The 14,974-nt window shown below is 70.9% G+C and carries 12 protein-coding genes and 1 pseudogene; 11 read left to right on the forward strand and 2 right to left on the reverse strand.

What is annotated here, in order from left to right:
- The first annotated feature begins 357 nt into the window (after positions 1-357).
- The 11 genes and pseudogenes from ACFZDL_RS30320 to ACFZDL_RS30370 all read left to right on the forward strand — a co-directional run bounded on the left by ACFZDL_RS30320 (position 358) and on the right by ACFZDL_RS30370 (position 13,392).
- A complete protein-coding gene (locus ACFZDL_RS30320; protein WP_353590402.1) occupies positions 358-855 on the forward strand; it encodes a GtrA family protein in 498 nt (165 codons plus the stop codon).
- Positions 852-2,144 (forward strand): glycosyltransferase, encoded by a 1,293-nt coding sequence (locus ACFZDL_RS30325; RefSeq protein WP_353590401.1) that lies wholly within the window; start codon positions 852-854, stop codon positions 2,142-2,144. The genes ACFZDL_RS30320 and ACFZDL_RS30325 overlap by 4 nt, the downstream gene beginning before the upstream one ends.
- Entirely contained in the window at positions 2,134-4,152 is a 2,019-nt protein-coding gene (locus ACFZDL_RS30330) for a glycosyltransferase family 39 protein (protein WP_353590400.1), read from the forward strand. Before ACFZDL_RS30325 ends, ACFZDL_RS30330 begins: the two co-directional genes overlap by 11 nt.
- A gap of 25 nt (positions 4,153-4,177) precedes the next feature.
- Complete coding sequence (locus ACFZDL_RS30335; RefSeq protein WP_353590399.1) at positions 4,178-5,848, forward strand: hypothetical protein; 1,671 nt, start codon at positions 4,178-4,180, stop codon at positions 5,846-5,848.
- A 94-nt stretch (positions 5,849-5,942) separates the two neighbouring features.
- The gene (locus ACFZDL_RS30340; protein ID WP_353590398.1) at positions 5,943-6,377 is read left to right on the forward strand and encodes a hypothetical protein; all 435 of its coding nucleotides are present in this window, start codon (positions 5,943-5,945) and stop codon (positions 6,375-6,377) included.
- Positions 6,377-8,392, forward strand: coding sequence for a PAS domain S-box protein (locus ACFZDL_RS30345; protein ID WP_353590397.1), 2,016 nt, complete (start codon positions 6,377-6,379; stop codon positions 8,390-8,392). Before ACFZDL_RS30340 ends, ACFZDL_RS30345 begins: the two co-directional genes overlap by 1 nt.
- Positions 8,389-9,066 carry a response regulator transcription factor gene (locus ACFZDL_RS30350; protein WP_353590396.1) on the forward strand — a complete coding sequence of 226 codons (678 nt, stop codon included), beginning with the start codon at positions 8,389-8,391 and terminating at the stop codon, positions 9,064-9,066. The genes ACFZDL_RS30345 and ACFZDL_RS30350 overlap by 4 nt, the downstream gene beginning before the upstream one ends.
- A gap of 303 nt (positions 9,067-9,369) precedes the next feature.
- A pseudogene (locus tag ACFZDL_RS30355) lies at positions 9,370-9,792 on the forward strand (phosphatase PAP2 family protein); the annotation flags it as partial.
- 199 nt (positions 9,793-9,991) lie between these two features.
- Positions 9,992-10,678 (forward strand): response regulator transcription factor, encoded by a 687-nt coding sequence (locus tag ACFZDL_RS30360; protein WP_014178459.1) that lies wholly within the window; start codon positions 9,992-9,994, stop codon positions 10,676-10,678.
- Positions 10,675-12,120 (forward strand): GAF domain-containing sensor histidine kinase, encoded by a 1,446-nt coding sequence (locus tag ACFZDL_RS30365; protein ID WP_353590466.1) that lies wholly within the window; start codon positions 10,675-10,677, stop codon positions 12,118-12,120. The genes ACFZDL_RS30360 and ACFZDL_RS30365 overlap by 4 nt, the downstream gene beginning before the upstream one ends.
- A gap of 177 nt (positions 12,121-12,297) precedes the next feature.
- A complete protein-coding gene (locus ACFZDL_RS30370; protein WP_353590395.1) occupies positions 12,298-13,392 on the forward strand; it encodes a polyprenyl synthetase family protein in 1,095 nt (364 codons plus the stop codon).
- A gap of 244 nt (positions 13,393-13,636) precedes the next feature.
- On the opposite strand, the gene ACFZDL_RS30375 is transcribed toward ACFZDL_RS30370, so the two are convergent.
- Positions 13,637-14,005: an SH3 domain-containing protein gene (locus ACFZDL_RS30375; RefSeq protein ID WP_353590394.1), complete on the reverse strand. Its 369-nt coding sequence runs from the start codon at positions 14,003-14,005 to the stop codon at positions 13,637-13,639.
- Positions 14,006-14,301: 296 nt separating this feature from the next.
- The gene (locus ACFZDL_RS30380) at positions 14,302-14,925 is read right to left on the reverse strand and encodes a hypothetical protein (RefSeq protein WP_353590393.1); all 624 of its coding nucleotides are present in this window, start codon (positions 14,923-14,925) and stop codon (positions 14,302-14,304) included.
- Positions 14,926-14,974: the final 49 nt, after the last annotated feature.

Here is a 14,974-nt window from a genome sequence, read left to right on the forward strand (position 1 = left end):
GCCATCAGGGCGATGACGGCCCCGGTCCGGGCGGCGAATGAGCGGTGCGACATCACGTGACCTGACATTACGTCACCTACCTTCATCCCAGTGGGACGCGAGGCCGTCGGCGGACGCCTGGCCGTCTCATCTTCTGCGGGTCTCCTCGGTGCGGACACCCGCGGGCGGGGGACCTGCCGCTCCCCTTTTTGGGGGACGAGTTGGGGGCGCCGTTTCCGGGCTTCCCCAAAACGGGGGAGAAAGCCGCTCCACCGAAGGTGGAGTCCGCCCTCCCCCGAAGGCGTGATGTCCTCGGAAATGCGGGGGCGCACTCTTGGACTGACATCGGCGAAAGAGCCCCGTGCGTAGGGAGTCGCGATGCAGCGTTTCGGAACGTTCAGCGATCGCACCAGCGACCCGAGCGAACGGGTGGACAACACCCGCAAGCGAAAAGGAATGTTCTATCGAACGCTCTCGACGAGCGGTCCACTGGCCGCCCTGAGCGGTATGGTCCTGCGATTCGCGGTTGTCGGCGTGGGTGGCGTGCTGGTGAACACGGCGGCTCTCTTCGCGCTCTACCACTGGGCCCACTGGCCACTGCTCGCGGCCTCCCCGGTCGCGGTGGAACTCGCCGTGGTCCACAACTACCTGCTCAACGACCGATGGACCTTCGCGGTTTCCACCCCGTCGGTCCGGCGGTTTCTGAAATTCAATGTGTCCGTACTGGGCGGGCTCGCGGTCAACGTCCTGGTGGTCTGGCTGCTGGAACGCTCGGGAATCCACCTCCTGCTGGCGAACGGCCTCGGTATCGCCGCCGCGTTCTCGGCCAATTTCGCCGCCAGCGCGGGGTGGGTCTGGGGGAGGCGGGGCCGATGATCATCATCATCTATCTGGGTCTCGTCCTGGTCTCCGTGCTGCTCACGGTGCAGTCGGCCCATGTGCTCTATCTGATGCTCTACACCTGGGACCGGGCGGACGCGGAGCGAAAAGCCAGGGCCCCGGACCGCTTTGTCCGTCCGCGTCTCTCCTTCAGCGTGCTGCTGCCCGCACGGCACGAGGAGGACGTCATCCAGACCACCATCGAGCGGGTGGTGCGGGCCGCGTATCCGGCCGAACTGCTGGAGGTCTTCGTGATCTGTTCGCAGGACGACACCGGCACGATCAAAAAGGCGGAAGAGAAAATCGCCGAGCTGGACCGGGAAGGTCTGCACAACGTCGAGGTCGTGGTCTTCGACGACAAGCCCGTCAACAAACCCCATGGGCTCAATGTGGCCCTGCCGCACACCACTCACGACGTGGTGACGATCTTCGACGCCGAGGACGACATCCACCCCGAGATCTTTCTGCTGGTCAACACGGTCATGCTCAAGGAGCGCGTGCGGGTGGTGCAGGCGGGCGTCCAGCTGATGAACTTCGACTCCAACTGGTACTCCACGCTCAACGTCCTCGAATACTTCTTCTGGTTCAAGAGCCGGCTGCACTACCACGCCCACTACGGGTCCATTCCGCTCGGCGGCAACACCGTCTTCTTCGCCCGCGAGCTGCTGATCCGGCTCGGCGGCTGGGACGACCGCAATCTCACCGAGGACGCCGACCTGGGCCTGCGGGTCTCGGCCAGCGGCGAGCGGGTGCGCGTGGTCTACGACGACCGCTATGTGACCAAAGAGGAGACGCCGCCGACCCTCGGACACTTCATCCGGCAGCGCACCCGGTGGAGCCAGGGGTTCATGCAGACCCTCAAGAAGGGCACGTGGAAACAGATGCCCACGCGCAAACAGCGGTGGCTCGCCTTCTACGTCCTCGCGTTTCCGCACGGCCAGGCGCTGCTCGGGCTGTATCTGCCGGTCTCCCTGGGGATGATCCTCGTCCTCAAGGTGCCCGTGCTGATCGCGCTCTTCTCCTATCTGCCCGTCCTGTTGCTGTGCGCGCACTTCCTGGTGGCCGCGGTCGGACTGTACGAGTTCACCGGGGCACATGGGCTGGAGGCCACACCGGGGACGGTCGTGAAGATGGCGATCTCCTGGTTCCCCTTCCAGATGGTTCTCGCCTACGCCGCGGTGCGCGCCATGCGGCGTGAGCTGCTCGGCCGCCACGACTGGGAGAAGACCCAGCACGTGGGCGCCCACCGGGCCCGTACGGAGGAGGCGGACTCCCGTGTCGCATGACCCCACGCCTCCGCTGCACCCGCAGCCTCCGCGGCCCCTCCGCCCCGAGGAGCCCGAGCGACCGCCGCGGCCCGATCGACCGCCGCGTCCCGAGCGACCCGAGCGGTCCCAGCCGCCCGAGCGACCGCCGCGCCCCGAGCGACCCGATCGACCGCGGCGACCGGATCGGCCCGAGCGCCCCCAGCGACCCGAACGCTCCCAGCGCCCCGACCGGCCCGACCGGCCGCCGCGCCCCGACCGACCCCAGCGCCCCGACCGACCCGACCGGCCGCCGCACCCCGACCGACCCCAGCGCCCCGACCGACCCGAGCGCGCCCAGCGGCCCTCACGGCCCCGGCGCCCGGCCGCGGGCGACGAGCCCCCGCCGCGCCCCCGGCGCAGGCGCCCGCCGCCGCGGCTGTCCGTCGAGCGCGGCATCTTCCCCCGGCTGGGCCGCAACGGCCGGCTTGCGCTGCTCTTCTCCGTACTCTGCGGCCTGCTCAGCCACGGCTACCACCTGTTCCGCTATCCGCTGTACCTCACCGACGAGGGCATCTATATGCAGCGGGCCTGGTCGCTGGTCCGGGAGACCCGGCTGTCCCCGTACACCTACGACTACGACCACGCCCCGGCGGGCTGGATCACGCTGGCAGGCTGGGCGTTCCCGCTGCCGAAGCAGTTCGAGGCGTTCGGCAACGCGATCAACACCGGCCGGTTCCTGATGCTGCTGGTGCATCTGGCCTCGGTCGTGTTGCTCTTCGAGGTCACCCGGAGGCTGTCCGGCACCGTGCTGGCCGCCACCATCGCCGCGTTCTTCTTCAACCTCTCGCCGATCGCGGTCTACTACCAGCGCCAGGTGCTGCTGGACAACCTGATGATGTTCTGGCTGCTGCTGGCCCTGTACGCCCTGCTGCGCCGCGAAACCACGATCAGATCCGCGTTCGCCGGCGGGGTAGCGCTGGGGGTCGCGCTGATCACCAAGGAGAACGCGCTCTTTTTCGCCCCGACCTTCATGTATCTGCTCTATCGGAGAATTCGGGGCTCCACGAGCCAGCGGTTCACCCGCACGCTGTGGCCGTTCGCCGCGGCGGCGCCGGTCGGCGCGTATGTCACCTACGCCCTGCTCAAGAACGAGCTGATGCCCAGCGGGCTCGACTTCGACCTGGGCAACCCGCCGGCGGACCACGTCTCGCTGCTCTACACCCTGTGGTGGCAGATCAACCGCAGTCAGGGCAGCTTGCTCAACCACCACGGCCTGCTGTACACCAGCTGGCTGCCCCGGGACGCGTTCCTGCTGCTGGCCGGGATGGCCGCCACGGTCCTCAGCCTGTGGTGGGGAATGCGGAAACACCGGCGGGATCTTGGGTTTTTCGTCGCCGGGACGCTGGCCTTCGGATATTCCTTCTATCTGCTGCGCGGCAGCGTGGTGCTGGACTTCTACATCACCCCGCTGATTCCGATGTTCGCCATGAACGTCGGAATGGTGACGGACCGACTTCTGAGGCGCCCGGTGCTCCGCAGGCTGCTCGGACGGGCGAGTTCCAGGGTGCGGATAGCGGTGCCCGCGATGCTCGGCGTCCTGCTGCTGGCCTCGCCGTCCACCGGATATGTCCTGACCGTCAACACCGAGGGCCGTGTCGCGGTCGCGGACCAGTACCAGCACAAGCTGGCCCTGACCCATATGCAGCTGGCGCAGATCGCCTGGGTGCGCAAGCACGTCCCGCCCAAGGCACGCATCATCATGGACGACGACATGTGGGGAGAATTGCATGACGTACACCCGATTTATCCGTACGCGCATTCCCACTGGAACGCCTCGTCCGACCCTGCCCTGCGGGACAAGCTCTTCCGCAAGAGATGGCAGAACGTCGACTACATCATCATGTCCAACAAGATGCGCAACGCAATTCACCGCAACAACGGCGACGGCCGGGAGAACTGGATTCTGGCGGCGCTACGGAATTCGGAAAGGGTATGGGCGGACATCCGGGGTGGCATCAGGCTGGAAATCTATCGGGTGAACAAGTAACCCGCCGGAAGAGGAGGTGAAGGCCATGCCCGAGTACGACGACTACGACGAGTACGAAGAGTACGACGACGAATACGACACCCGTGAGGCAGACGAACCACGCGGGGACGACAGGGACGACGGGGGCGACAGGGACGACAGCAGGGGCGACGACTACGACAAGTACGGCGACTACGACGACTACGACGACGATTTCGCCGACTACGACGAGCCCCCGCCGAGGCACGCCCCCAAGACCCTCAAGACGTCCAGGGCCTCCAAGACTTCCAAGGCCTTCAGGGCTTCCAAGACCTCCGAGGCCCCTGCGGGGGACGCGGGGGAGCCGGGGGAGCCGGGGGCCGGCGGGGGGAAGCGCAAGCGGATCTCCTGGAAGACGGTCCTGCTGGGCCTCGTGGCCATCGCGATCGTGGGATCGCTGGTCCAGGTGGTCGCGCGCGGCGGCCTCGGGAGCGCCCTCAACACCGCCGGCGGCGGCGGAGGCGGCCAGAAGAAGAGCGACGCCCAGCAGCAGGAGATCGCCCCGCCGAAGAAGCCCAAAACCGTCAAGCTGGGCAACCAGCGGGTCCCGCAGGCCTCCGGCCCGATCATCGTCATCAACCCGGGCCTGGTCGCCCCCGGCGGCAAGGCGTCCGTCGAAGGCGGCGGCTTCGCCCCCAAGAGCACGGTGGACCTGCTGCTGAAGACCAAGCGGTCGGGCACCAAGGGGCGCGCCATCCGGACGGTGCGCACCGACAAGCACGGCTCGCTCTACGCGAACTTCACCATGCCGGAGTCGCTGGGCGGCAGGCCCGGGACGCTGGTCGCGCAGCAGCGCGGCGGCGGCCGGACCGCCCAGGCCGAGCTGATCAGCGGCGGCGCGATAGGCACCGCGAGGATCAACAAGATGGTCGGCAGGCCGGGCGACGTGGTCTCGATCAGCGCCCGCGGCTTCAAGCCGGGTGAGCAGATCAACGTCTTTTGGGGCCGGACCACCGGCACCCCCGTCGCCAGGCTGCGCACCGACAGCTCGGGCGGGGTGGGCCGCGCCGACATCAGGGTCGGCGTCGCCCCGACGGGCCAGAGCACCCTGGTGCTGGTCGGGCAGCAGAGCAAGACCACGGCCACCGCGCCGTTCCAGATGCTGAGCCTGTACCCGGCGATCAAGTCCTCCCCGTACGCGCTGAAGGCGGGGCAGCGGATCAGGCTGTCGGGGAACCGGTTCGCGCCGAACGAGCGGGTGCTGGTCTACATCAACGCCACCAGCGGTCTCCCCGCCTTCACCACGCAGGCCAACTCCTTCGGCCAGATCCGCGACGTCGCGTTCGACGTGCCGTTCGGGCTGAAGGGCAGGCAGAGCCTGACCGCGATCGGCGACCAGAGCCGGGCCGTGGTCCGCTCGGGCTTCACCGTGCTGCCGTACTCCCCCAGCGCCGAGCCCAGCACCTTCGGCGGCAAGGCGGGCACCACGCTGAGCTTCTACTGCTCCGGGTTCGCGCCCAACGAGACGGTGACCGTCTACGCCGGCAACGGCAGCGTCGCCGGGCGGAAGATCGCCACCTTCCAGGTCGACGGCCGGGGCAAGGCGGCCGCCGTGGGCTCGTACCGGATCACCAGGGCCGACGAGAACGGCGTGTCCTTCCAGCTCGTCGGCTCCAAGAGCGGCGGGGTCGCCAAGGCGGGCATCAACAACACGAGTGGCCAGGGCCAGGGGCACTAGAAAGACGTGCTCACAGGGCCGGGGGCCTGGCCTGGGACAGTCACAGACAAGCCCGGTGTTCCATAGTTGTACCATGCATGTCCTGGAGTGTCCTATGAGTGTTATTTTCGGCCCGAATTCTCGAAGAGTCCTACAATTCCTGACCCACATCGAGGACCTCTCCCCGGAGGAGATCGACCGCGTGGCCGATCTGTGGAAGCAGACCTCCAGCCAGACCCGCGCGGAGGGGTGGGCGGAGGTCCACCGCACCACGTCCGACGAGGAGCAGTACCGGATCCTGGTCGCCGCCTCCGTGGCGCGCCGGGCGGCCCTGGACGCCGCCCGGGCACACGGCCGGCACGACTGGGCCTTCTGGGCCGCGGTGTGGGACGCCGCGGCGGCGGTCGCCGTGTGCGACCGCATCGGTGGCCACTACAACGTGCTGGTCGCCCCGCTGGCCGCGGTCATGCCATCACTGGCGCACTGCCGGCGTGACGAGCTGTCCACCCTGGAGCTCCAGGGTGCCGTCCTCAAGGGAGGTGGAGGTTGATGCGCGACGACCGGATCCGAGTCGTGGTGGCCGATGACGACCCCGTGGTCCGGGAAGCGCTCGCGGACCTGATCGACTCCCACCCCGACCTGGCGCTGGTGGGCCTGGCCGTCAACCACGAGCAGGCCGTACGCGCCGCGGTGGAGCACCGCCCCCGTGTCGTGGTCATGGATGTGCACATGCCGAAGGGCGACGCGCCAAGCAGCGTCCGCGCCATCCGTGAGCAGGTGCCAGGGGCCCGCGTGGTGGCCCTCTCGGCCCACGGCGACCGGGAGACCGTGCTCAACATGCTCGCGGTCGGGGCCACCGGCTACCTGGTCAAGGGCACCCCCGCCGAAGAGATACTCGAGGCGATCACCCGGGCCGCCCGCGACCAGTTCTCCATGGCCGGGGAGCTCGTCGCCGACTGCACCGAGCCGCTGCGGCGGGCCGACCGCGTCTCCTGGCGGTTCGAGGAGCTGGTGGGCGGCCGGCTCGAGGAGTCGTATCTGGAACTGCTCGGCCAGGCGCCGTGCGGGGTACTGATCGTCGGCGCCCGCGGGCGGATCGAGTCCGCCAACGCACACGCCCGGCACATGTTCGGCTACAGCTCGGCCGAGCTCCGCGACAAGCGGCTGCGCGACCTGGTCCCCGACCGCTACCGCACCGCCGCCGAGCAGCTGATCGAGCGGCTGTTCACCGCCCCCTCCGCGATGACCGGCCGGCGCCGGGACGGCACCGAGTTCCCCGCCCAGTTCAGCGGCGGCCATCTGCAGGGCAAGCGGCCCCGGTGTGTGGTCTTCGTCGCGGACCTGAGCCAGCTGCGGGCGGCCGAGGGCCGGTTCCGGCAGGTCATCGAGTCCTCCCCGGACGCGATGGTGATCGTGGACGCCGCCGGGCGGATCCAGACGGCCAACCACCGCACCGAGATCCTGTTCGGCTACGACCGCGACCAGCTGATCGGCCGTGCCGTCGAAGCGCTGCTCCCCGACCAGCCGCTGACCATCTCGCTGCGCGACTGGGCCGACTCCGCCGAGGAGCCCATGGGACACAGCATGGAGCTGGTCGGGCGGCGCAGCGACGCCAAGCAGTTCCCGGCCGACGTCAGCATCATCCCGCTGCGCACCGAGGACGGACTGCTGACCGTGCTGGCCATCAAGGACATCACCGAGGTGCAGCGCGCCCAGTTCGTCCTGGAGCGCAGCCTGGAGCTGCTGGAGGTCACCGACCGGGACCGCCAGGCGCTGCTCAGCCATCTCGTCCACGCCCAGGAAGCCGAGCGCGGACGCATCGCCGCCGACATCCACGACGACACCATCCAGGTCATCACCGCGGCCAGCCTCCGGCTCCAGCAGCTGCGGCGGCGGCTGCGCGACCCCGACGAGCAGCGGATCATGGAGAAGCTGGACGAAACCCTCAAGCTCTCGCTGAGCCGGCTGCGGCAGCTGATCTTCGACCTGCGGCCGTCCAGCCTGGAGCACGGCTGCCTGGCCGCGGCGCTGCGCGGGCTCCTGGAGCAGATACGCACCGAAACCGGCGTCGAATACCGGCTGGAGGACCGGATCGCGGCCAAGCCCCCGCCCGAGACCATGGCCCTGATCTACCGCACCGCGCAGGAAGCCCTGATGAACGTGCGCAAGCACGCGCGGGCGAAGACGGTCCATGTGCAGCTGCTGGGGCTCGACGAGGGCTGCCTGGTGCGGATCGTGGACGACGGCCAGGGCTACAACCCGCTCGAGGTGGAGTCCCGCCCCGGCCATCTGGGCCTGTCGCTCATCCAGGAGCGGGCCCAGATCGCGGGCGGCTGGTGCCGCATCGAGAGCGCGCCGGGCACGGGCACCACGGTCGAGTTCTGGGTGCCGCTGGGCGATACGCCCGGCCACGGCCCGCTCCCCTTCGGCCCCGCGGACACCTCGGGCTACCCGGACTCCCTGGGCCCGTCGGACGCGCCGGACGCGCCGGACTCGTCGAACTCGTCGGACGCATCGGGCGTATCGCCCCTCCTGAACCGTCCGGAAGGGGACACGCAGCCGTGACCGCGCCGGCCGATCTCACCAAGGTGCTGATCGTCGAGGACCACCGGGTGGTGGCCGAGGGACTGTGGGCACTGCTCGCGGAGTACTCGGACCTGACCGTGGTGGGGTGGGCCGACTCGGTCGCGGAGGTCGTCCCCATGGCCAAGGAGCTGGGCCCCGACGTGGCGCTGGTCGACTTCCGTCTGCCCGATGGCACGGGAGCCGACGCGGCCGCCGCGATCCGGGCCAACGACCCCTCCACCGCCATCGTGATCCTCAGCGCGGACGCCAGCGACTCGGCGCTGCTGGCCGCGGTGGAGGCGGGGGCCTGCGGCTATCTGCTCAAGTCGGCGAGCGGTGACGAGATCGCCGACGCCATTCGCTCGGCGGCCGAGGGCGAAACCCTCATCCCGGCCAGCACCCTCGTCGAGGTCCTGGCCCGGCACCGGGAGAACGCGCGCTCCTCCGCTCAGCAGACCGAGCGGCTGGAGAGCCTGACCCCGCGCGAACAGGAGATCCTGACTCTGATGAGCCAGGGTCTGGACAACCGGGCCGTCGCGGAGCGGCTGAGCATCAGTTACGCCACCGTACGCACGCATGTGCGCAAGATCCTGGAGAAGCTGGAGGTGCGGTCCCAGCTGGAGGCGGTCGCGAAGGCCGCCGACTGGGGGTTCCGCCACGTCGAACCGGAGTGACCCGCCGGCGGACCCCCTGTCGGCGGAACCCCGCCGGCGGAACCCGGTCGGCGGAACCCCGTCGGCGCATCCGGATGGGCTGCCCCAACCGGCCGGTCCTGACGGGCCGACGCCCATCGGCTGCCTCCAACCAGGGGAGACAAAACCCCCACACGGGGGAATTCCGGGCGGGCCGCGCCGAGTTTCCTCCCCATGCGCCGCAGCCATCGGATCCTCCTGCTGGCCGCCGCCGCGAGCTACGCGGCGGTCGCGGCGGGCGTGCTGACCACCTCGCCCCTGGTCCGCCTCGACTGGCGCGTGGCGATGTTCAAGCCGTACAAGCAGTGGCCGTGGGCCCAGGGCCCGCTCGACGTGTTCATCGTCGCGGGCCAGCGCGGCCCCACCGCCCTGGCGGCTCTGGCCTGGCTGGGCCGGCGCTCCTGGCGTACCGGAAGCGCGCGCCCGGTGCTCGTCTTCGGCCTCGCCCTCGCGCTCCTCAACGCGAGCGTGGGCGCCGTCAAGCTCGGCGCGGGCCGCCTCGGCCCGCACTACGCGCACACCTTCGGCTCGGCCGAGCTGTTCCACGGCGGGATGATCTTCCCCTCCGGCCACACCGCGAACGGGGTCGTCGTCTGGGGCACCCTGGCCTATCTCGCGGCCCGCCACCGCCGGGCGGCGGGCGCGGCGGCCGGGGTCATGGCCCTCGCGATCGGTCTCGCCACGGTCTATCTGGGCACTCACTGGGTCAGCGACGTGCTGGCCGGCTGGGCGGCCGGGGCCCTGGTGCTGCTGGCCCTGCCGCTGTTCGAGCCGTACGTCGCCGTGGCGCAGCGGCGGCTCGGACGGAGCGGACGGCTCGGCCGGCTCGACCGGTCCGGGGCGCGCTCGCCCCCTGCCGACCGTACGTGCCCGTGTCCGCACTCGTTCCGTGAGCAGGTGAGCCAAAGTGGCACTTCGAGTTCTGATCGCCGACGACCACGCGGTCGTCCGGCAGGGCCTGCGGATGATCCTGAGTCTCGACGACGACATCAAGGTGGTCGGCGAGACGACCAACGGCCGGGAAGCCGTACGGCTGGCCCGCGAGCTGTGCCCCGACGTCGTCCTGATGGATCTGCTGATGCCCGTCATGGACGGGATCTCGGCCACCGCCGAGATCCGCCAGGACCTCCCCGAGGTGGAGGTCGTGGCGCTGACCAGCGCACTCGACGACACCATGGTCATGGGCGCGGTCCGGGCGGGCGCGATCGGCTTTCTGCTGAAGAACGCCGAGGCCGACGAGTTGAGAAGCGCGGTCAAGGGCGCCGCCGCCGGCCGGATCCAGGTCTCCCCCGACGCGACCTCCCGGCTGATGGGCCAGGTCAGGGCCCCGAGCGGGCCGGAACAGCTGACCGAGCGGGAGGCCGAGGTCCTGACGATGCTCGCGCGCGGCAAGTCCAACAAGGAGATCGCGCGCGACCTGCGGATCGGACAGCAGACGGTGAAGACCTACGTGAGCCACATCCTGACCAAGCTCGGGGTGCACAGCCGCACCCAGGCCGCGGTGTACGCCGTCCAGTCGGGCCTGGTGCCGGCCGGGGAGCTCACCACGCCCGAACCACTGGACGCGACGCGGGACCACTGGTGGTCGGCGTGATCGCTGCCCGACGCCGGGCCAGGGCGCGGCGGCGCGCCCTGGCCGACATCCATCGACGCGTCCTCGCCGCGGAACCCGCCGAGGACCTGCTGCGGCTGATCACCCGGCGAGCGCGCGAAGCCGTGGGCGCGGACGCGGCCCGGGTGCTGCTGGCGGAGCCCGGCGAGGCGCCGGCCGTATGGGCGGCCGACGGCGTCGAGGCGCCCGAGCCCAGCGGGCCGTCGGCGGGCGCGCGGCGGGGGGCGCTGTGTACGGGCGGGTTCGTGACCGTTCTGGACACACCGCTGACAGTGGGCGGACGGACCGTGGGCGTCCTGGAGGTGGCCGATCGCCGTCGGCGCCGCTTCACCTCGGGCGAGCAGCGCGCGCTGAGGCGGTTCGCCGCGCCCGCCGCCCTGGCGGCCGCCCAGCTCCGTACCCGGGAACAGCTGCGTCGACTGGCCGCCGTCGGGGCCTCGGACGGCGTGGGGCGGACACTGGACCAGCTGGCCGCCGCGGCCGTGGCGCATACGGGCGCGGCGGAATGCGCCGTCCGGCTGCTGGAACCGGACGGGACGGCTCCGGGAGACGCGCCGGAGGAGGTCCGGGATGCCGTCGCCTCCGCCGCCCCCGTCACGCGTACGCTCCGCGACGGCCGCACCGGCACGGCCTGGCCGCTGCTGTGCGAGGGGCGGGTGACCGGGGTGCTGCACTGCCGCTACCCGCCGGGCCGGCGGCCCGACGGCCTCGATCTGACCCTGCTCGAAGGGATCGCCGGGCACGCGGCCCGCGCGGTGGAGGGCGAACGGTGGCGGGCGGCCGCGCGGGACAAGGGCGCCCTGGACGAACGGCGGCGGCTGTCCAGGGAGCTGCACGACTCGGTCTCGCAGGCCCTGTACGGCATCGCCCTGGGCGCGCGTACCGCCCGCGAGCTGCTGAACCGGAACGCGGAGCAGGACACGGACGGGATGTCGGAGCTCGCCGAGCCGATCGACTACATCCGGCAGCTCGCCGACGCCGCGATCGCCGACACCCGGGTCCTGCTGGGCCGCCTCAGACCCGAGGCGCTGGAGGCCGAGGGCCTGGTCGCCGCGCTCACACGACATGTGACGGCGCTCCGCGACCGGTACGGCATCGCCGCCGAGGCGACGCTCGGCGCGGAACCGGAGACGACTCCGGAGGCCAAGCACGCCCTCTTCCGGATAGCCCAGGAGTCCCTGCACAACGTCGCCAAGCACTCGGGGGCGCGGCATGTGCGCCTCCATCTGCTCAGCGGCCCGGGCACCGTCACGTTGACGGTCGCCGACGACGGAGTGGGCTTCGACTCCCGGAGGTCCTTCCCAGGCCATCTGGGGCTGCTGTCCATGCGGGAGAGGGCCCGGGAGGTGGGCGGCACGCTGAACGTGGACAGCCGGCCGGGCCAGGGCAGCCGCATCCGGGCCACCGTCCCGGCGGGGCCGTAAACCTCAAAGCGCCCCAGCGCCCCCGCATCCCGTACCCCGTACCCCGCACACCCGCGCCCCCGCCCCCCGCCCCGCACCCGGCGCCATATGAGACATTTACCCCGCTCTGTTCCAGCCCCCTGCTACGTTCCTGATGCCGGTGAGACCGGCCGCAGCCCACAGACAGGAGACCCGCCCGTGACCCTCCTCGAGCCCATGGGGCTGCGCATGCGGGACCGCGCGGTGGAGGCCGACGTCCGGGCCGGTCTCGCGGCGGTCGAGGCGGGCCTGCTGGAGGCCACGAAGAGCGACGTGCCGTTCATCACCGAGGCCGCCCAGCACCTGGTGCGGGCGGGCGCCAAGCGGCTGCGGCCGCTGCTGGTGCTGCTGGCCGCGCGGTTCGGCGACCCGGACGCGCCGGGCGTCGTGCCCTCCGCCGTTGTCGTCGAGCTGACGCACCTGGCGACGCTCTACCACGACGACGTCCTGGACGACGCCGACGCCCGGCGCCGTACGCCCGCCACCGATGCGAACTGGGACAACTCGGTGGCGGTCCTCACCGGCGACTTCCTCTTCGCCCGCGCCTCGCACCTGCTGGCCGACCTGGGCCCGGAGGCCGTACGGATCCAGGCCGACGCCTTCCGGCAGCAGGTCACCGGCCAGATCCTGGAGACGGCCGGCCCCAGCGGCGACCGCGACCCGATCGAGCACTACCTGGAAGTCCTGGCGGGCAGGGCCGGCTCGCTGATCGCGGTCTCCGGGCGGCTGGGCGCGCTGGCGTCCGGCGCCGGGCGGGACGTCGCCTGCGTCCTCGCCCGGTACGGCGAACGGCTGGGCGTGGCCTGCCGCCTCGCCGAGGACGTCCTGGACATCGCCGAGGCCGGCGGGGCCGGGGGCGTGCCGCGCGGCCGCCCCGGCGCCGCCCTGCGCGAGGGTTTCGCGACGCTGCCGGTCCTGTATCTGCGGGCGCGGGCGGAGGCGACCGGCTCGCCCGAGGACCGGGAGCTGTGCGAACTGCTCACCACCGGACTCACCAGCACAACAGACGAGACCCGCTACGCGGAGGCGCTGCGCCGGCTCCGTGCCCACCCCGCCCTGGAACAGGCCCGGGTGGCCGCGAACCGCTACGCCGGCGAGGCCCGCGCTGCGCTGGCGCCGCTGCCCCCGTGCGCGGCGCGGCGTGCGCTGGAGGATCTGTGCGAGGTGGTGACGCGTGACCGCCCGACCGCGCCCTCGGCCTCATCCCCACTGGTCGCCGCGGAGCAGCGACTCCCCGAAGCGGCGCAGCCGTGAGACGGCGTCGGGGTCGGGGACGGCACCGGGCCCCGGTTCCGTACGACACGCCCTGCGACAGCGGCGGTCCTCGGTCGCCGCAGGAGGCCTGGGGTAGCCCGCTCCCCGGCGCCGACGCCCACCGCCGGCCCCCGAGGACCGCCGGACGACCGCCGACAGCCGCCTGAACCGCTCCCTGGCAACCACAGCGAGGAAACCCGCCCGCCCGCGCCCCGTATTCCGCCGCCCCAGCGGCGTCATCACGTCAGCAGGGCGTCTGCGCACCGCCGTCGTTCAGGTTGCCGTCGTAGATCCAGCCCCTGGTCCCGGTGTCGTCGTATTTCGCGTGGGTCCAGGTGTTACCCGCGGAGTTGACCACGTAGCAGTCGTAGGAGAGACGGCCCGAGAAGACGGTGATGTTCACCGAGCACTCGGCGTTCGGGCCGCTGCGCAGCGGCGCGGAGCCGTCCCGGTTCAGGAGGTAGCCGGTCCCGGTGTCCACGTCGCGCCAGGACGGGTGGGTGCATGCGGCGGTGCCCGTGGTGGCGGCACCGGCCGATGGGGCGGCAGTCAGGGTGGCCGAGCCGACCAGGAGAGGCAGAGCGACCGCTGCCCACATCTTGTTTCTCTTCAACGTGTTCCCTTTGCTCTGCGGGCGTCATCCTCATGACGTCCCACCGTGATGTGCTCGTCGAGCGTATGTACGAATCTGGTGAGAGGTCAGAGCGTTTTCAGCCAGGGAGATTACGCGCCACGCGGTGGCAAATTTTAACCATTCTCAACCATTTGGCCCGCATATTTTTCTGTGCGTGCGGACGCGGATTGGCTGGATCCATGGGAAAAGGTGGGCGGAATGGAAGCGTCCAGTTGTCTCATTTGATCCCCCCAGGGCCGGGCTCCCGTTCCGTACGCCCCGTATTGCAGCGCCCGTCAGCGCCTGCACCGCCCCGCGTAGAACATCGAGCCACCGGTCACCACGAACAGCCCACCGGAAATCGCCAGGGCGACAGCGGTCTGGCCCTCCTGGTCGGGCCCGTCCGGCAGCCGCGGCTCCAGCATCCCCATCGGGTCCTCGCGGAGCGTGACGCGCTGCAGCCGCTTGATGTGGTCGAAGCAGTTCTGCTGCTGCGATACCTCATGCACGGCATGGTCCCCGGCGGTCTCCTTCACCGTGCAGTACTGCTTCTCGTCACGCTCCTCGACCTTCATGACCACGGCGGGCACCTTCTCCCCCATGGTCTTCATGTAGAGCTCGCAGAGCCCCGGCCCGACGAACAGCGTCAGCGCGAACCCCGCGCACGACACCAGCACCGCCGCCCCCGCCCGGTGCCAGATGCCGCCCGCCACGGTCGCCGCGACGGCGAACGTCCCCAGCGCGAGCACGACTCCGACGTAGAGGCCCACCGACGGGTACTGCGCCAGCCACGCGGCCACGGTGAACATCAGCGGCACCGACACGGCCCACACCAGCGAGTTGACCAACCGACGCGTCCGGGACGGCGGAGCCCCCGCCGCCTTCGTCTCGGTGACCACGACGGACTCGGGCGTTCCCATGCCTGCTCCCTGCTTCGCTCACGCCTGCCGGGCAGCAAGCATGCCGCAG

The sequence above is a fragment of the Streptomyces sp. NPDC007917 genome, assembly GCF_042959105.1.
Classification (GTDB): domain Bacteria; phylum Actinomycetota; class Actinomycetes; order Streptomycetales; family Streptomycetaceae; genus Streptomyces.

Excerpts from the sequence above, each read along its gene's own strand:
- ACFZDL_RS30320 (WP_353590402.1), top strand. The coding sequence starts at position 358 with ATGCAGCGTTTCGGAACGTTCAGCGATCGCACCAGCGACCCGAGCGAA.
- ACFZDL_RS30335 (WP_353590399.1), top strand. The coding sequence starts at position 4,178 with ATGCCCGAGTACGACGACTACGACGAGTACGAAGAGTACGACGACGAA.
- ACFZDL_RS30340 (WP_353590398.1), top strand. The coding sequence starts at position 5,943 with ATGAGTGTTATTTTCGGCCCGAATTCTCGAAGAGTCCTACAATTCCTG.
- ACFZDL_RS30380 (WP_353590393.1), bottom strand. The coding sequence starts at position 14,925 with ATGGGAACGCCCGAGTCCGTCGTGGTCACCGAGACGAAGGCGGCGGGG.
- ACFZDL_RS30325 (WP_353590401.1), top strand. The coding sequence starts at position 852 with ATGATCATCATCATCTATCTGGGTCTCGTCCTGGTCTCCGTGCTGCTC.
- ACFZDL_RS30345 (WP_353590397.1), top strand. The coding sequence starts at position 6,377 with ATGCGCGACGACCGGATCCGAGTCGTGGTGGCCGATGACGACCCCGTG.